Raw genomic sequence first — 18060 nt, forward strand, 5'->3', positions numbered from 1 at the left:
AGCCGAACTCGACGGCAATATATAACTAGCTTAAAATAATGCAAGAAACTAAAAATGTTACAATTTATAATGGAATCGCTTCCACTATAATCGAGTTGTGAAGAGCGGTAACGCTTTCAAATACCACTTAGGGGGGCTCCCATGAAACATTTAACAAAAAAGCGTGTACTTGGCGTACTGAGCGCGACGATGGCCTTCAGCTTAATCGCTACGGCTTGCGGCAACAGTGCGGATAGCGGCGCATCACAAGGCCAAACAAGCACCGATAAGCCTCAACAAACACAAACTGCTGATGCAGGCGCCAAAAAGAAAGATCCGGTCAAACTTAAGTTTACGTACTGGGGAAGTCCGGACGAAAAGAAAGCGATTGAGGGCGCAACGAAGAAATTTACGGAGAAATATCCGTGGATTACGGTAGAGACTGTGCAAATTCCAAACTCCGACTATAACACCAAGCTGACGGCTATGGCGGCAGCGAACGATTTGCCGGATACGGGATATATGACCGGCGATTTGGGAGATACCTGGGCCAAACAGGGGAAATTCGTTAATTTGTTTGACATGTTCGCCAAAGACAGCGAGGTAAAGAAAGAAGACTTCCTCGATACGATCTGGTATAAACAAACGCCGGATAACGCATGGGGAATCAGTACGGCCGGAGAAGCCTTCGGGTTGTTCTACCGCAAAGATCTTCTGGAAAAAGCCGGCGTCGCCACACCTCCGACCAAAGCGGAACAGGCATGGACGTGGGATCAATTCGTTGATGCGGCTAAAAAATTGACAATCGACAAAAATGGCAAGACTGCGGCGGATCCGGGTTTCGATCCGAAAAATATCAAGCAGTACGGGGTGACTTTCGAAACCTGGAACGAGCCGCTGAATAACTTTATCTACAGTAACGGCGGGGATTGGCTGTCAAAGGACGGCAAAGAATTCACACTCAATAAACCGGAAGCGGCCGAAGCGATTCAAAAACTTGCTGATTTGATCAACGTACATCATGTCGCACCATCGCCTCTGGCAGCCAAATCGCTTCCAGCCATGAACGTTGGGCTCCAATCGGGCATCACGGCGATGGCCATTGGCGGGCAATGGATGAATTTGGATCTGGGCAACGCGAAGGTAAACTACGACATCGGCGTACTGCCGAAGCTGAAAAAGAGCTTAACAGTCGGCTTAAGCGGAGCGACCGTATTCTTCAAAGATTCCAAGCATCCTGAAGAAGCATGGATGCTCTTCAAGTGGATGTCGAATCCGGAAGGTGCGATCGAGCTTTACTCCGGCGGTCTGTGGATGCCAACCATGAAAAAATGGTATACGGATCCGGCACTTGTTGCAAAATGGGTTGATGCGAATCCGGCCGCACATCCTCCAGGCTTTAAAGATGCCATGATGAACCAATTCTTGAATCACTCCGTTCCAGGTTCGACCTACTACTTGAAAAACTATGCCAAATTGAATTCGACTGTCATTTCCGGATTGGATTCCGTGTGGTTAGGCAAACAAAACGCCCAGGACGCCTTGAACACAATCGCAAAACAAGTGCAGCCTGACATTCAAGGAAGGTATGACGCGAAATAAGTGTAATGAGAGGTTGTGAAAACCATTGATAGCCGACATGCATACAGATGCAGACCGACGTGCGAAGCTTAAACGGATGAAGAATCTGAGAACCGGCTTGCTGTTCACTTCTCCCGTCCTGATCGGTTATGCCATCTTTATCGTAATCCCGTTGATCGTTACCTTCGTGCTCAGCTTTACGGATTATTCCATCGGCGGTCCGATGCAATTTATCGGATTAGCGAATTTCTCCGATATGTTCTCAGGTCGGGATATTTTCTTTTATCCGGCCGTTAAAGCGACCTTTTACTATGTATTCGTCAGTGTTCCGCTCGGTATCGTATTTTCGTTTCTGGTCGCCGTCCTGCTGAATCAGCAAATCCGGGCGAAAGCATTTTTTCGAGGGGTTTTCTACCTGCCTGTCGTCATTCCGCTTGCCTCCGCCGGGATCATCTGGATGTGGATGCTGCAGCCTGATTTTGGCGTCGTTAATTACTTGCTAAGGGAAATGGGACTCCCCACTTCGTCATGGCTCGCTTCGGATACGACGGTCATTCCGACATTGGTCCTGTTTAGTTTATGGAATTGCGGCAGTACGATTGTGATATTTCTGGCCGGATTGCAAAGTATCCCTTCCCATCTGTACGAAGCACTGGAAGTCGATGGCGGGAATGCATGGCATAAGCTGATTCATATTACCATTCCGATGAGCTCCCCGATCATCTTTTTCAATTCCGTTATGGGGTTCATTAATGCCTTTCAAACGTTCGTCCAGCCTGCCGTGATGACGAGCGGAAATTCCGGGAGCGGCGCTGCGGCGATGGGGGGACCGGACAACGCGAGTTTGCTATATGTCCTTTACCTGTTCCAGAATGCGTTTCGTTTCTCCAAGATGGGGGCTGCGAGCGCGAATGCGGTCATCCTCTTCCTTGTTACCTTATTATTTACTTTCGTGATATTCCGGTTCTCGCGATCTTTGGTGCATTATGAAGGAGATGGCAAAAGATCATGAAGAAAAACAAAGTTTTTGCGCAATTTTCGGTTTATTTTATACTCATTTGCGGTACCGTCTTTGCATTATTCCCGTTTTACTGGATGCTAAGAACGGCACTGGTAGGAACCGACAGCATCTTTGAAGTGACGCCGACGTTCATACCGAAGCAGTTAGAATTTCACAATTTCCTGGACGCACTCCAGGCGCAGCCGTTCGGGCGATTTTTTCTGAACAGCGGCATTGTCACCGTCGCCAATATAGTCGGGGTGCTGCTGACCAGTTCCCTCTGCGCCTACGGATTCTCCAGAATCGATTGGCCGGGACGCGATAAAGTATTCGGCGTCATGCTGACAGCGCTGATGCTGCCGTTTGCGGTCGTGATGATTCCACAATTTATCGGATGGAGAACGCTGCATTTAACGGATACGTTAGCGCCGCTCATTCTCCCTGCCTTTTTTGGCGGCGGATTGTTCAATATCTTTTTGCTGCGGCAGTTTTTCATGGGCATTCCGAGAGACTTGGACGAAGCGGCTTACATGGATGGAGCGAACCATTTTACCGTATATTCGAGAATCATCCTGCCTCTCAGCTCCCAGTCTTTGATTGTCGTAGGTTTGTTTACCTTTTTGAACAATTGGAACGATTATTTGGGACCGATGATATATTTGTCCTCCGAGAAGAATTATACGCTGATGCTTGGCCTTACTTTATTCCAGGGCGCGTACTCATCCCAGTGGAATTTAATGATGGCCGCTGTATCGATCGTTGTGCTGCCTTCGCTGATTATTTTCTTGTTTGCGCAGCGTTACTTTATTCAAGGGATCGCGATGACCGGCGTGAAAGGTTAATCTCATTCCATCTATAAAGACATTTTATAAAGAATCACGAGGAGCGGAGAATGAATGAAGCACATACAGACTGTGAAACCGTTGAAGTTGCAAGACGTTCATATTCAAGATACATTTTGGTCGGAGTACATTGAACTTGTGCGCGATGTCGTCGTCCCCTATCAATGGGAGGCGCTCAACGACCGCGTGCCGGATGCGGAACCGAGTCATGCCATCAGAAATTTTCAGATTGCGGCGGGAGAAACGGAAGGCGAGTTCTACGGAATGGTGTTTCAGGACAGCGACGTAGCCAAATGGTTGGAGGCCGTCGGCTATTTGCTGGAAACGAAGCCGGATCCGGAATTGGAACGGGTTGCGGATGAGGTCGTCGATCTTATTGCAAGAGCGCAGCGGTCTGATGGATACATCAACACCTTCTATACGTTGAAAGAGCCTGGCAAGGAATGGACCAATTTATGCGAATGCCATGAATTGTATTGCGCAGGGCATCTGATCGAAGCTGCCGTCGCTTACTATCATGCGACTGGCAAAACGAAAATTTTGGATGTTGCTTGCCGGTTTGCCGACTACATCGATTCGGTGTTTGGACCGGAACCAGGGAAAATACAAGGATACGACGGTCATCAGGAAATCGAGCTTGCACTTATGAAGCTATACCATGCGACTGGGAAAAAAAGCTACTTGCAATTGACCCGGTTTTTCCTGGAGGAAAGAGGCAAAGAGCCTAATTTCTTTCAATTGGAATATGAGAAACGAGGCAAAACCCATCACTGGCCGACGCTCGATATGATTGCAGACCGAGCCTATAACCAGTCCCATCTCCCCATCCGCGAGCAGGATTCGGCGGAAGGACATGCCGTAAGGCTGGTGTATATGGCTGCCGGGATCGCTGACGTCGCTGCGGAGACGGAAGATCAAGGGCTGCTTGAAGCATGCCGCAAACTGTGGAAGAATATCGTCACAAGACGATTGTATATAACGGGCGGAATTGGTTCCATGGCGCATGGAGAGGCCTTCAGCCTGGACTATGATCTGCCGAACGACACGGTATATGCAGAGACATGCGCATCCATCGGATTGATCTTTTTCGCTCATCGCATGCTTCAGATCGAAGCGAAAAGCGAATATGCCGATGTATTGGAACGGGCATTGTACAACACGGTTGTCGCCGGCATGGCCAAAGACGGGAAGCATTTCTTCTACGTCAATCCACTCGAGGTATGGCCGGATGCCTGCGGTAAAAACCACATTTACGATCATGTGAAACCCGTTCGCCAAGGCTGGTTCGGCTGCGCCTGCTGTCCGCCGAACGTAGCAAGGCTCTTGGCTTCGCTCGGACAATATATTTACTCTGTCAACAGCCGTACGGTATATACTCACTTATACGTCGGAGGAAAAGCCAATATCAGCATGGATGGAAGCAATGTGACAATTGGGCAGCGAACCAATTTTCCTTGGGAGGGTGAGGTGACCCTGGAAATTGAAACAGAGTCGCCCGCCTCATTCACATTGGCACTGCGCTTACCTAGCTGGAGTGACGGTGCGGAAATCTCGGTCAACGGCCAAAAGCTGGATATAACAGGCTCAATCGTGGACGGATATGCAAGAATCGATCGGGAATGGAAATCCGGTGATCAAATCCGCCTCACCCTATCCATGCCTGTACTCCGCATGAAAGGTCACCCCTTGCTCAGGTCTACGATCGGCAAAACGGCTCTGCAGCGGGGACCGTTCGTGTATTGTTTGGAGGAAGCGGATAACGGGAAACATCTGCACCAGATCAAGCTTCCGCGAGATTCGCAGCCTGAAGCGGCGTTTGAACCCCATTTGCTAGGCGGTATGAACGTGATTCGCCTTGCTGCCGAACGTATTGCTGCGGACGATTGGGGAATGGAACTTTATAAGGCCAACCAATCCGAGTATACCAGACCTTTTCAAGCAACGTTCATTCCATATTACGCTTGGGCTAATCGCGGCGTCGGTGAAATGACCGTTTGGGTCAAAGAATGACTTCATAGCTTATCCATGATAGCACATCAAAATGGTCAAGGACTTTAAACCAGTCCTTGACCATTTTGTGGTTATATCAAGTTTTTCATTGAACTATTTAGTAACGTCTGGTGCCAATTTCTCTTGCGGCCGTCACTTCCGTAAATATACTTTCCGGTGTTACGATGCGCTTGGGCAGTGTCCGGCCATCAATCATCTCATTTACAGCCTGAATGAGATTGGGTCCTAACAGCGGATTGCATTCGACCACACTGTTAATTTTGCCCTCCATCAGCTTCTCAAGCGCTTTTCGCGTACCATCCACCGAAACGATAACGATGTCTTTGCCAGGCCTTAAGCCGTACTCTTCTATGGCCTCTATCGCACCTAAAGCCATATCATCATTATGTGAAAATAGGACCCGAATACTCGTTCCTCTTGCTTGCAGGAAGGACCTCATGACCTCTTTCCCTTGTGTGAAAGTGAAATCGGCATTAGCGCTTTCCAGAACTGCAAAATCAGTACGTTTGGTGATTACTTCATGAAACCCTTTGCCCCTGGCAATTGACGGCGTAGATCCTTCTGTTCCCTTCAATTCCACAATACCGATGGGGCCGGGAGTGTTAGCTAATTTATCAAGTACATACTTTCCTGCTTTACGGCCCTCCTCATAAAAGTCGGAACCGATAAACGTGACGTATAGGGATGGATCCGATACTTCAACCAATCGATCAATAATGATCACGGGAATCCCCGCTTGCTTCACTTCCTTCAAGATAGGCTCCCAGCCCTTTTCCACCACCGGTGCAATTGAAATTACATCGACTTTTTGCTTAATAAATGAACGGACAGCTTCAAATTGTCTCTCTTGAGATTGCTCTGCATTCTCGAATAAAAGACTGATTTCGGATTCCTCTGCCGATTCTTTAATGGAGAGTGTGTTCGCTTTGCGCCAATCACTTTCCGAACCAAGTTGAGAAAAACCCAAGAGGATAGGACGCTTCTGTATGTTAGTCCCCGTCTTAAGCCCCGGAACCTGCTTTCCTTCTCCCCCATTCCTGCTATTCGCCGTCGTTTCCTTGACCAAATCACACCCCGTGGGAAACACGAGAAAACAGATAACAATAATAAGCTTAGAAAGCAGCACCAATGATAAGCCCGGTTTTCTAAGATGCATGTTAATGGTGGTCCAGCCCCCTTGGATTTAATCGATTTGAAAACGAGCCATATGTCTTTCTAATTGAGACGAGACCTGCTTCATTCTCATGGAGAGCTCCACAAGTTGTTCCCCGATAGATAATTGCGCCGAACAAAGCGTAGCGACTTGCACGGTTGCTGCCGATGATTCCTCTGAAATCGCAGATACGGTGCTCATAGCGTTACTTAATGTGACTTGCGTCTGATCTAACTGTGAAAGCGATTGCGTAACATCCATGGAACGTGACAGGAGCTGATCCATTTCCTCTTGGATTTCCAAGAACAAGCTATGAACGGCATGAACCTCTTGGGTCATATCCTGGAAGAACGGAAGAGCCTTCGATATCGCATGAACTGTTGATTCAACCTCCCATTGGATATTATCCGTTAGTTGTCCCACTTGACCAATGGAAGCATTAGACCTCTCCGCCAATTGGCGTATCTCGTTCGAAATTACCTTGAATCCTGCACCTGCGAGACCTGCTCTTGTAGCTTCAATGGAGGCATTAAATGATAATATTTTTGTTTGATTTGCCATTTCCGTCATCATCTTAAGTAAAGTTTGCACGGATTTTGCCGATTCTTGAAGACTATCTACCCTTTCTACAACCTTACGGATGCCAGCTTCGGTATCCACTGTTTTACGAATTAATTCCTTGATGGAGCTGCCGCCCCTTCGGCATACGCTGTCTACCTCTTGAGCCGAGTTGGCCATCCTGTCTTGCAGCATCAAGGCTTCAGACAAGCGGAAGCCTATTTGCTCCATCCCGGAAGTCCCTTCTTCGGCATTCGCAGCTAAGTTCACGGCGCCCTGGGCGATTTGATTTGCAGCGGAATGAATTTCCCGAGCGGAAACGGCAGTTTCGACCGATGCCGTCGCCATACGCTCACTGGATTCAGTCACTTCTTTACCCGTTTCCCTCATCTCGTTAACCAGTTGAACGATTTTTTGGATCATCAGATTATAAGCTTGAGCGACTTGGCCGATTTCATCTTTCTTTCCGTTAAAGGACAACCGTCCTGTCAAGTTGCCTTCCGACGCCAACCGCATCAAATGCTGCATGTGGGAAAGAGGCTTTCCGACGATCAGAGCGATCCATAATCCGATAATAAGAGCTATAAGGATATTACCTGCGATAAAAATGTAAGTTGTTCCTTGAATTTTACTTACATTTCCCGTTAATTCCGTAAGAGGGGCAATCCCTAAGAAAGACCAATCGCTGGCAGCCAATTGGCGGTATGCTACAAGCCTTTCCATTCCTGCGGTACCTTTATGTAAAAAGCTGCCGGAAGTGGCTTGACCAAGTGGAAACGTCAATTCATGAAGAACGGATTCCTGACGATTGCTCATTATAGGCTTGCCTGATTGGGTTATAATAAGTGTCTCCGCTCCATCACTCAATTTGAGAGCGCTTACCATTGATTGTAGCACTTTAGAATCGATCTGAACAAGAAGGATGAAATCACGAGACCCGACATTGTTTTTATCCAGTAGTCTTCCGTAGGCGAAGAGAGGCTTCGGGGAATTCCCCAAATAGCCTCTCTCTTCTATTGACAGCCATACCGGTTTACCGCCGGCACTTCGAATTTCTTCGAGCCAGCCGGACTGATTTACTTTCGAATCAAAACGCTCCCGTTCCGTAGAGATGGGGGGAATCGGATCTTCGAGAGGAAAGAGAGTGATGTCCCTGATGCTCTGGTCGGATAATGCCAGTTGGTCCAAGAGTCCCCGGATCTCAGAGCTGCGCCTCTGAAGCTCATCCGCTCCAATGCCCGTGTTTGTGATTTGAAATAAATTTTCCGTAAAACTGCTGTTATTAAGGAGCTGATTGGATAAATCGATATAAAATTGTTGCTTCATATCCAACTTTTCCCCTGCTAGAGAAATTGTAATTAGCGAACTCTTTTGCATTTGTTCAATGATCGCTGATTTGGCAATACTTGAAGAAAATATGCCTAATCCCGTAACGGATACACATAGAAAACAAAAAAAGATAAGGAATAATTTGGTTCCGATAGATTGATTGGGTTTTCTCAGCAGCATTCGTACCAAGCTCTTTAACTCTTTCATGAGGCTCTCCCCCTTCGATGCAAACCCTATTTTGAGCTTTCGCAACGCTTAGCGCCGGTGTACCCAGCTTCGTCCGCTGAACAGTCTTTGCAGTAAAATAAACATGAACAGAAGAATTCCAATAACGATTTTCGTCCACCAGGAACTTAGCGTGCCCTCAAAGCTGATAATGGTTTGTATGACTCCTTGGATCATAACGCCAAAGAAGGTTCCTACAATATAACCTACCCCGCCTGTCAGCAGCGTGCCGCCGATGACCACTGCAGCAATAGCGTCCAACTCCATTCCCATCGCATGCAGCCCATAACCCGAAAGCATATAGAAGGTAAAGACTACACCTGCTAGAGCAGAACAAAATCCGCTGAACATGTAAACCGTCATTTTAGTTCGTCCTACCGGTAAACCCATCAATAAGGAAGATTGCTCGCTGCCGCCTAATGCATAGGTGTTGCGGCCAAATCGAGTATAATGTGCCATGTAGAAGCCTAGAAATACAACCAGCAATGCTATGATCACGCTGATGGATATGAAGTTCTGGCCCGGCAAGTTCACCTTAGTCTGCGCCACACTGGTATAAAAAGCATTGTCAATCGTAATCGTGTTAATGCTAATGACGTAACAAAGTCCCCGAGCCAGGAACATCCCCGCTAAGGTAACGATGAACGGCTGAATCTTAAAATAATGTATAACCGCCCCCATCCCCCATCCGAAGAGAGATCCTATCGCCAGCACTAATGGAATCACCAGCTGCGGCGGCCACCCCGCTTGAACTAAGCTCGCGGAAACCATCGTTGTGAGCGCAATCATCGAGCCGACTGATAAGTCGATACCTCCGGAAACGATAACAAAGGTCATTCCAACAGCAGCAATCAATAGAAAAGCATTATCAATCAGCAGATTTAAGATTACCTGTAAGGAAAAGAAGCCTGTATACCGGAAAGAACCAATCGTAAACATAAGAGCAAACAGCCCGATAGTCACCAGAATCGGAATATATTGTCGTTTAAGCATGTTGCTTAACCTCACTTTCTGCCGGATAATGACGGGTCTTCCATCGAGAAATGAGCGTTTTGCGGAACGATTCGGATTGAACCAGGCATACAACTAAAACGACGATTGCTTTTACTACAAGTGTAATCTCAGGCGGAACGCCGATCATATAAATGGTCGTCGTTAACGTTTGGATGATAAGCGCCCCAATCAAGGTGCCCATTAAGTAAAACCGTCCTCCGTTCAGGGAAGTGCCTCCAATAACTACCGCAAGAATGGCATCAAGCTCGTACCAAAGCCCTGCATTGTTACCATCCGCGCTGGATACGTTTGAGCTAAGAATTAATCCGGCAATGCCGGCGCATAAACCGCAGAACATGTATACGGCAAACATGACCGTTTTTGATCGAATTCCGGCAAGGCGACTCGCCTCCGGCTTACAGCCAACCGATTCAATGAAGAGCCCAAGCGAAGTTTTTCTGGTTAGAATAGAGGCAACAAGAAAGAGCGCTGCCACGATAAAGATAGAAAACGGAAGCGTTGCTAACGAGCCCGCACCGATATATTTATACGGCTCATTGGAAACGGTTATGATCTGGCCGTCTGTGATGAGTTGCGCCACTCCGCGCCCGGCGACCATCAGAATCAATGTGGCAATAATCGGCTGCATACCGATGCCTGCGACTAAGAATCCATTCCATACGCCAAGGATAATGGATAGGACCAACGCAATCCCAATAGCAATGAACACAAGGCTTACGGCATTCTGTCCATCGCCTTGGCTAATGGTTAAACAGGCAATGGCTCCTGAAATGGCTACAACCGAACCGACCGATAAGTCAATCCCCTTGGTGGCGATGACCAGCGTCATCCCGATTGCCACAATTATTAAGGGGGAGCCAAAGTTTAGAATATCAATCAGACTCCCGTATAAATGGCCATCCCGCATGATAATGGAAAAGAAATCCGGAGCATATAATAAATTGAATAGTAACAGCGCGCCTAATACCGTTAGCGGCCAAAATAAGTGATGCTTTAGCATGGTGTTCACCCTCCCGCAATCGCCGTCATGACATTTTTTTGGCTGATATCGTCGCCAATCATTTCTTGAACCTTGCGCCGGTCGCGAAGGACGACGATTCGGTCGCTAACCCGCAGCACTTCTTCTAATTCGGATGAGATAAATAAAACGGACATGCCTTTCTGAGCTAAGGATAAAACCAACCTCTGAATTTCCGCCTTGGCTCCGATATCGATTCCTCTTGTAGGTTCATCCAAGATCAGCAGTTTGGGCTGAGTCAACAGCCAACGAGCAAGCAGCACCTTCTGCTGGTTGCCCCCGCTTAAATTTTTAATAAGATGCTCGGGGTTGGGAGGATTAATGTTTAGCGTACGAATATACTGATCCGCAATTTCATCCTGGCGTTTTCGCGAGATCGTCTTGAACCAGCCTTGGGTTGCCTGCAGTGCCAAAATAATATTTTCCCTTACCGTCAAATCGTCAATAATGCCTTCCGCCTTCCGGTTTTCGGAGCAAAAGGCGATGGATTGATCAATTGCATGTCTTGGCGTTTGTATAGCGCCTTTGGACCCGGACAGCTTTATTTCGCCGGAATCCGCCCGGTCGGCTGCAAAGATAAGTCTCGCAAGCTCAGTCCTCCCCGATCCCAAAAGTCCGGCAAGACCGACAATTTCTCCCCTATGGATAGTTAAGTCTATCGGTTCTATGGATCCTCTTTTCCCAAAATTGGCAGCCTGAAGCAAAACTTCGTCCTTCACTCGTTCCCCGCTGGAAATGTTCGGAATTTCCTCGAGAAGATGAAGATCTTTCCCGATCATCTTAGATACCAGTTCTATGCGAGGAAGCTCTTTAGCCATATATTCCCCAATAAATTCTCCGTTACGGAGAATGGTTATTCGATCCGAAATGTCATAAACTTGGTCTAAAAAATGCGTAACGAACAGGATGGCTAAGCCCTCACTCTTTAGTCTTGTCATAACAGAGAAAAGCTGTACTACTTCGCCTCGATCCAGACTTGACGTCGGTTCATCTAAAATAAGTACTTTAGCGGAAATGCTCAACGCTCTGGCAATTGCGATCAACTGTTGTACGGCAACCGAATACGTATGGAGCGGCTGCGTCACATCGATTTCAAGGTTCATTCTTTTCTTCAGCAGCTCTTCGGCATTGCGATACATCTCTTTCCATAAAATACGGCCGAATCGACGCGGTTCACGTCCAATGTATACATTTTCCGCCACGGAAAGATTTAAGCAAAGATTAACCTCTTGATACACAGTACTGATACCGGCGCTTTGCGCATCCTGCGGACTGTTTATTTTTATCGTCTTCTGAGCCAGATCAACGGTTCCCTGATCTATCGAATAGACACCTGTCAGCACTTTGATCAGTGTAGATTTCCCCGCTCCGTTCTCGCCCATCAATGCATGGACTTCGCCGGGAAACAGTCGGAAATTAACGCCGGACAAGGCCTTCACACCGGGAAACTGTTTGTGAATCCCCGTCATTTGCAAAATTGGCCGTATGTTATTCATACATTCACTCCTCTACCTTTAAGGAGAAAGCCGCTCCATGCCGTTAGCACCGGTTTGGGCGGCTTTCTCCTTTTGTTTATATTACGAATGTATCAGGTTGATATTAGTACTGGCGGTTCGGAAGTTCCCTCTTCGCATCCTCCGATGTAAATACGCCTTCCTTGGTTACGATCCTCTTAGGTAACTGTTTACCGGCTACAACATCACGTACCGCTTGCATCAATTGCGGTCCGAGCAATGGATTACACTCTACGATAAAGTTGATTTTCCCTTCGCTTGCCGCAACGAAACCGTCTTTTACGCCATCAATGGAGATGATGATGATGTCTTTACCCGGCTTTAATCCCGCCGCCTCGATCGCTTGAATCGCTCCGAGGGCCATATCATCGTTATGAGCATAAAGAACATCGATGTCCTTATGAGCCTTCAGGAACGCTTGCATAACTTCTTTACCTTTAGCACGAGTAAAGTCGCCTGTCTGGGAAGCAATTACTTTCAGATTTGCGTTGGATTTTATCACTTCTTCGAAGCCGGCTTTCCGGTCGTTCGCCGGTGCGGAGCCTGTTGTACCTTGCAGCTCCACGATATTTACAGGTTCCTTTGCGTCTTTTTTGGTGTCCACGAGCCACTTGCCTGCCCGGCGTCCTTCTTCAACAAAGTCGGAACCAATGAAAGTTTGATAAAGCGAAGTATCTTTGGAATCTACGGCACGGTCCGTTAAAATCACCGGAATCCCTGCATCTTTGGCTTCCTTCAGCACCGTATCCCAGCCGGATTCAACAACCGGAGAGAATGAGATTACATCCACTTTTTGCTGGATAAATGTGCGAATCGCTTTTATTTGATTTTCTTGTTTTTGCTGCGCGTCAGAGAATTTCAGGTCGAATCCCGCTTCTTTGGCCGAGTCTTGTACAGACTTCGTATTCGCCGTTCTCCAGCCGCTCTCCGCGCCAACTTGAGAAAAACCTAAAGTAATCTTCTTGTCTGCCGGAGTTGCAGCCGGGGCTTTCGTGGCACTCGTACTCTCTTTTGTCGCTTCCGGCTTGCTTGCATTAGCGGGAGCTTTTTCCGTATTACTGCAAGCTACTGAGAATAATAGCATTGCCGAAGCTAAGAGCAACCCCATTGTTTTTCCTGTTTTCATGTGTTATTCCTCCCTTTATTTCACCATTTCGTGTTGGTGTGATTTGATTATAAGATTGTTAATCTTGGGGGTATATGGAGTATTATGATGCATTATTATAAATTTTTGAGTATATATCCAGTTATGTATAGGAGACCTTTGTTTTCTTTTTTAAAAGTTGCAGTTTTTTGTCTAATGATTGCGTTTTCATAAGTGATGCTTCATAATTTAATTGTTCCGATCACCCCATAAAGTAAGATGAAAGGTACTCTTTATCATGGTGCTTATTCAGAAGATTACTTCCAGTTTGCGTGCGAAGCTTATGACCATGTTTGTTATTTTGACTTGTGTGCCATTGATATCCGTAGGTCTTATTTCTTATCAAAAATCGTTTAATACCGTATTTACCAACAGCAAATCCGCTACCATGCTGCTTGCCGATCAGTTGGCCAGGGACATAGATAACCTGTTTATAGATACAAGTAAGCTCCTTGAATTAGAAAAGAACCCGAAACTCCTCCATTTTCTATTCTCACAAAACGATACATACGAAGACTCAAAGGACATTCTGAAAACAATGGCTTCCTATAGACAAACCTATCGGTATGAGAGTGTGCTGAACATAACCATGATCAATTTGTACGGGCGAGGAATTAGCGAACGGAAAGGCGTTTTCCAGTTAGACCGAAATCCGCTTCGCAACACGCATTTCGCCTATCTTATGCATCATCCGGATGATGTTCTGCATATTCCTTCTTCCGGCGTATCCGAATTGGAACGTTTGGACGGATTTCACTATAAAAATCATAACGTCATTTCCATCATTTCCACAGTCAAGCAACGGGTGACTCATGAAGTGATTGGATTTATTATCATCGATTTGGATGACAGTATCGTGAAACGGTTCTGTGATAACGTAACGATCGGAAAAAATGGCTTCTTCTATGTTGTCGACGAATCGGGCATACCCATCTTTAAACCGTCTCAAATGAGCGACCATACCAAATTACCTAATGTCGAGGAACTGTCGGCCATACTTGCCGGACCGGAAAACCATTACATAGATGCATCGGAGGGGAAGCCCAGTTTTGTTTTCGCCTCTCCCTCGAAAACGACGGGATGGAACATTGTCGGCCAGGTGCCTCTTCAAGAAATCGTTGAAGAAGCTAACTCCATTCGGCAGCTCATTATTATCAGTGTAGTGCTGAGTATTATATTCGCCTTCACGCTTCATTACTTTGTATCCAATCGTCTAACCCGGCCGGTTAATATTTTAAAGAAAAAAATGCAGCTCGCCGCCTCCGGTTTTCTCGAAGCTAAAGTGACGCCGACAGGAACGGATGAGATCGCCGACCTTGGAAATAGCTTTAACATTATGCTTGGCAAAATTCGGATGCTGCTTGATCAGAGCATTAAGGAGCAGCAAGAAATGAAGAAATCCGAGCTTCGTGCGCTGCAGGCACAAATCAACCCCCATTTCTTGTATAACACATTGGATTCTATTCTTTGGATGGCCGAGGCCGGCAAGAAGGAGCAGGTGATTCAGCTCGTCATTGCCTTATCGCGACTTTTCCGGATCAGTTTGAGCAAAGGCAGGGATTGGATTCCCATAGAAAAGGAGCTTGAACATTTACAGAGCTATTTGACTATTCAACAAATTCGTTATCGGGATATTTTGGATTATGAGATCTTCATAGATTCAAACCTCTACGCGTTTCCAATATTGAAGATGACGCTGCAGCCAATTGTTGAGAATGCCCTTTATCACGGCCTTAAGAACAAACGGAGCAAAGGAATGATTCGCATATATAGCTATGCGGAGGAGAACAAACATATTATGTTGAATGTGGAAGATAACGGAATCGGAATGTCGGAAGCTCGGTTGGAACAACTTCGTAACGGTTTGATGGAGCCCAATTTGCCGGAAATCACCGGCAATGAAGTATCAGGCGGTTTCGGGCTTCATAATGTACAGCGGCGGCTTCGCTTATATTATGGAGAATCATATGGAGTTCAAGTGTACAGCAAGGAAGGTGAAGGAACCACGGTTACCATTCGAATACCGATGAAGGATTGGAGTGAGTTCCATTGAAGAAAGTGTTGCTGGTCGACGACGAGATTTTAATTAGAGAGACGATAAGGGATTGTATCGATTGGGAAAAAGAGGGCTTTATTTACTGTGGGGATGCGCCCGATGGCGAAGTCGCTCTTCCGCTTATTGAACAGCTTCAACCTGATATTTTAATTACCGATATTTTGATGCCCTTCATGAACGGCCTGGAACTATGCAGTATCGTGCGAAAAAAAATGCCTGATGTGAAAATCATCATATTAAGCGGTCACGGAGAGTTCGAATATGCCAGGAGCGCGTTGCGTATGGGTGTGGAAGAATATTGTCTTAAACCGCTAAGTGCTGCAGAAATCATCACGCTGCTTAAAGTAGTCAGTACGAAAATTGATAATGAACGTGAAGAAAAAGCCCGAATTGAAAAACTGAAGCAATCGGAAAGCGATAAAGAGATCATCTCGCAAGACAAGCTGCTGAATGACTTGTGCAGCGGCTTCATTATGACATCCGAGGCGATTCATCTCAGCGCATCGCTTCATATAAGTCTATTGGCCCATTACTATGTCGTCGCTATGATGGATATTCGTTATCCCGGTCCATCCTCTTCTATACAATCTGACACTTTACAAGAGAGTGAGCTGCTGTTGATTGATACATGCAGGAGCCTGCAACAAAATAACAAGCACTTAATGTTCCAACGAAGCCGCACGGAGACCGTTTGGATCCTTAAAGGAGATTCACTGGATCAGCTGCAGCAAGAGCTTCAGAGCTTTAAAGAGACTCAGAGGATGATATCGGAGGAACCATCCGGTTTATCCGTTTCCGTGTCTGTCGGCATAGGAAGTGTCCAGGATCGTTTGCAAAATGTCCATTTATCGTTCCTCGAGGCTGAAGAGGAAATGCATTGGCGGAGGCTCTCGCGACAAAATCGGCATGCCCTCCGGGAAAGTTTTCCAGGCCTACTTGATCCGTCGCTCTTTCTGGATCGGGGTAAATTCGTCGATTTTCTAAAAATCGGCAGTCCTGCGCAGTTAGAACCCTTCATCATTGAATACGCCACCGCTCTAAAGGATATAAATTGGCATACTTCAGCCATCGGTTATTACATCCTAAACGACTTAACCCTGGAGGTATTTCGCTCTGCAAAAGATATGTATCGGCATCTGTCAGATCCGGAAGAGACGCTTAACCGGTTGCAGCAGCAGATTGGGATGATCCGTTCCTGGGAAGAAACTTGTTCCTACTTAACCGAACTGACTGTGCAGTTCTGGTCCTGGCGCTCCCGGTTATACGATAAGTATGGGGAAATGCTGATTAAGGTGAAGGAATATATCCAGTGCAATTACGATAAAGATTCCATCTCCCTTCAGGCTGCAGCCGAGCATGTGGAAGTTAGTCCGAGCCACTTGAGCAAGGTATTCAGCCAGGAAACCGGCCAAACATTTATCGAATATTTAACGCAAACCCGTATTCGAAAAGCGATGGAGCTCCTCAAAACCACTTCTGCGAAGTCTTTTGAAATCGCCTTTCAAGTCGGGTACAATGATGCGCACTACTTTTCCAATTTGTTTAAGAGAGTCACAGGAATGACGACCAAAGAATTCAGGAAAAATGGTTTGCAAGATGCATCCCTGAGCCGTTCGGAAGGAGAACAACTGCGTGAGCTCTAGATACAAGTTCATTCGAAACCTATGTTTACCGTTTCTTTTGGTGTTAACCTTAGCCTCCTGTAAAGTGCCTGAACCTTCTAATGACCCTGCCTTCGGTAGTCCGCCGCTTCAAGAAACAACAAAAGCCCCGGATAAGGAACGAAAAGTCACAAGTACTTTCGGTATCCTGTATCCGATGGCGAATCCTTTCTACGAGATGATTACCGAACTTGTAGAACAGGCGGCCGAGCCCGAGTCCGTTAAACTGATTGTCAAAGCGCCGGATGAAATTAATTTGGAGCAGCAAATTCTAATGATGGAAACCATGATTAAGCAAAAGGTGGACGGCATCGCGATTAGCCCTATCGATCCGGTAGCACTTGCTCCAGTCATCAATAAAGCTGTCTCTCTCGGTATTCCGGTTATTTGCTTTGAAACCGATGTGCCGGCCAGCAAACGACTTTCCTATATCGGGACGGATTCTTACCATGAAGGCTACTTGATGGGAGCAATCATAAAGCGGTATCTGAAAGGAAAAGGGATGATTATGGTGGAAGGCGGATTATCCGAATCGCCCCAACAGAAGCGCCGGTTGGAAGGAATGCTTCAATATTTAAAATGGAATACAGAAATTCAAGTGCTGGAGATTCGCTTCAACGAAGGACAAAGCGACCGTGATTTAAGCGACTTGGAGGATATGATCGACGAACATCCACATTTTGATGCATTTGTATCCTTGGACCTTATCTCAAGCTCTAATTCCATCCTCATATGGAAAGCGCAAGGTCTTAAACGTGATTCATTAACCTTCGGCATGTCGCCTGAGGTCAAAGAAGCATTGTTGAACGGTCAAATCACATCCGTCATTTCGGAAAACGAACACTTATGGGGCCAATGGATTGTCCAACAATTGCTTCTGGCTTCCGAGGGAAAAAACGTTCCCTCCTTTATCGATACGGGGATTCAGGAAGTGACAGTTGCAGATTTGCCCCTTTCTAATATCCGTTAAGGCATC

The 18060-nt window shown here is 46.5% G+C and carries 13 protein-coding genes; 7 read left to right on the top strand and 6 right to left on the bottom strand.

Going from position 1 to position 18060, the window contains the following annotated elements; translation table 11 throughout:
- Positions 1-141 precede the first annotated feature (141 nt).
- The 4 genes from ICC18_RS15315 to ICC18_RS15330 are packed head-to-tail and all read left to right on the top strand — an operon-like array spanning position 142 to position 5412.
- Positions 142-1581, top strand: a complete 1440-nt coding sequence (locus ICC18_RS15315) for an ABC transporter substrate-binding protein (protein ID WP_223192575.1) — start codon at positions 142-144, stop codon at positions 1579-1581.
- Positions 1582-1618: 37 nt separating this feature from the next.
- Complete coding sequence (locus ICC18_RS15320) at positions 1619-2572, top strand: carbohydrate ABC transporter permease (RefSeq protein WP_188175348.1); 954 nt, start codon at positions 1619-1621, stop codon at positions 2570-2572.
- A complete protein-coding gene (locus ICC18_RS15325; RefSeq protein WP_188175281.1) occupies positions 2569-3402 on the top strand; it encodes a carbohydrate ABC transporter permease in 834 nt (277 codons plus the stop codon). Before ICC18_RS15320 ends, ICC18_RS15325 begins: the two co-directional genes overlap by 4 nt.
- Positions 3403-3456: 54 nt before the next feature.
- Positions 3457-5412 carry a glycoside hydrolase family 127 protein gene (locus tag ICC18_RS15330; protein WP_188175282.1) on the top strand — a complete coding sequence of 652 codons (1956 nt, stop codon included), beginning with the start codon at positions 3457-3459 and terminating at the stop codon, positions 5410-5412.
- Between the two features lie 97 nt (positions 5413-5509).
- Here ICC18_RS15330 and ICC18_RS15335 read toward each other — a convergent pair whose 3' ends face one another.
- The 6 genes from ICC18_RS15335 to ICC18_RS15360 form a co-directional block, all read right to left on the bottom strand.
- Positions 5510-6478 (bottom strand): ABC transporter substrate-binding protein, encoded by a 969-nt coding sequence (locus ICC18_RS15335; RefSeq protein ID WP_223192577.1) that lies wholly within the window; start codon positions 6476-6478, stop codon positions 5510-5512.
- Positions 6479-6595: 117 nt separating this feature from the next.
- Positions 6596-8659: a methyl-accepting chemotaxis protein gene (locus ICC18_RS15340; protein WP_188175284.1), complete on the bottom strand. Its 2064-nt coding sequence runs from the start codon at positions 8657-8659 to the stop codon at positions 6596-6598.
- A 48-nt stretch (positions 8660-8707) separates the two neighbouring features.
- Complete coding sequence (gene yjfF, locus ICC18_RS15345; protein ID WP_188175285.1) at positions 8708-9670, bottom strand: galactofuranose ABC transporter, permease protein YjfF; 963 nt, start codon at positions 9668-9670, stop codon at positions 8708-8710.
- Entirely contained in the window at positions 9663-10691 is a 1029-nt protein-coding gene (locus ICC18_RS15350) for an ABC transporter permease (protein WP_188175286.1), read from the bottom strand. Before ICC18_RS15350 ends, yjfF begins: the two co-directional genes overlap by 8 nt.
- 5 nt (positions 10692-10696) lie before the next feature.
- On the bottom strand, positions 10697-12205 hold the full coding sequence (locus ICC18_RS15355; protein ID WP_188175287.1) for a sugar ABC transporter ATP-binding protein: 1509 nt from the start codon (positions 12203-12205) through the stop codon (positions 10697-10699).
- 103 nt (positions 12206-12308) lie between these two features.
- The gene (locus ICC18_RS15360) at positions 12309-13349 is read right to left on the bottom strand and encodes an ABC transporter substrate-binding protein (protein ID WP_188175288.1); all 1041 of its coding nucleotides are present in this window, start codon (positions 13347-13349) and stop codon (positions 12309-12311) included.
- Positions 13350-13605: 256 nt separating this feature from the next.
- On the opposite strand from ICC18_RS15360, the gene ICC18_RS15365 reads away from it, so the two are divergent.
- From ICC18_RS15365 to ICC18_RS15375, 3 genes are read left to right on the top strand one after another with little or no spacing between them, the layout of a single operon-like run.
- Entirely contained in the window at positions 13606-15420 is a 1815-nt protein-coding gene (locus ICC18_RS15365) for a cache domain-containing sensor histidine kinase (protein ID WP_188175289.1), read from the top strand.
- 5 nt (positions 15421-15425) lie between these two features.
- Positions 15426-17066 (top strand): response regulator, encoded by a 1641-nt coding sequence (locus ICC18_RS15370; RefSeq protein ID WP_312029538.1) that lies wholly within the window; start codon positions 15426-15428, stop codon positions 17064-17066.
- Positions 17056-18054, top strand: coding sequence for a sugar ABC transporter substrate-binding protein (locus tag ICC18_RS15375; RefSeq protein ID WP_188175291.1), 999 nt, complete (start codon positions 17056-17058; stop codon positions 18052-18054). The genes ICC18_RS15370 and ICC18_RS15375 overlap by 11 nt, the downstream gene beginning before the upstream one ends.
- Positions 18055-18060: the final 6 nt, after the last annotated feature.

This window comes from Paenibacillus sedimenti (assembly GCF_014534655.1).
In the GTDB taxonomy this organism is placed as follows: Bacteria; Bacillota; Bacilli; order Paenibacillales; family NBRC-103111; genus Paenibacillus_E; species Paenibacillus_E sedimenti.

What these genes read in the sequence shown, in the direction of transcription:
- ICC18_RS15315 (WP_223192575.1), top strand. Translation starts at nt 142, where the DNA reads ATGAAACATTTAACAAAAAAGCGTGTACTTGGCGTACTGAGCGCGACG.
- ICC18_RS15320 (WP_188175348.1), top strand. Translation starts at nt 1,619, where the DNA reads ATGCATACAGATGCAGACCGACGTGCGAAGCTTAAACGGATGAAGAAT.
- ICC18_RS15325 (WP_188175281.1), top strand. Translation starts at nt 2,569, where the DNA reads ATGAAGAAAAACAAAGTTTTTGCGCAATTTTCGGTTTATTTTATACTC.
- ICC18_RS15330 (WP_188175282.1), top strand. Translation starts at nt 3,457, where the DNA reads ATGAAGCACATACAGACTGTGAAACCGTTGAAGTTGCAAGACGTTCAT.
- ICC18_RS15340 (WP_188175284.1), bottom strand. Translation starts at nt 8,659, where the DNA reads ATGAAAGAGTTAAAGAGCTTGGTACGAATGCTGCTGAGAAAACCCAAT.
- yjfF (WP_188175285.1), bottom strand. Translation starts at nt 9,670, where the DNA reads ATGCTTAAACGACAATATATTCCGATTCTGGTGACTATCGGGCTGTTT.
- ICC18_RS15350 (WP_188175286.1), bottom strand. Translation starts at nt 10,691, where the DNA reads ATGCTAAAGCATCACTTATTTTGGCCGCTAACGGTATTAGGCGCGCTG.
- ICC18_RS15355 (WP_188175287.1), bottom strand. Translation starts at nt 12,205, where the DNA reads ATGAATAACATACGGCCAATTTTGCAAATGACGGGGATTCACAAACAG.
- ICC18_RS15360 (WP_188175288.1), bottom strand. Translation starts at nt 13,349, where the DNA reads ATGAAAACAGGAAAAACAATGGGGTTGCTCTTAGCTTCGGCAATGCTA.
- ICC18_RS15365 (WP_188175289.1), top strand. Translation starts at nt 13,606, where the DNA reads ATGGTGCTTATTCAGAAGATTACTTCCAGTTTGCGTGCGAAGCTTATG.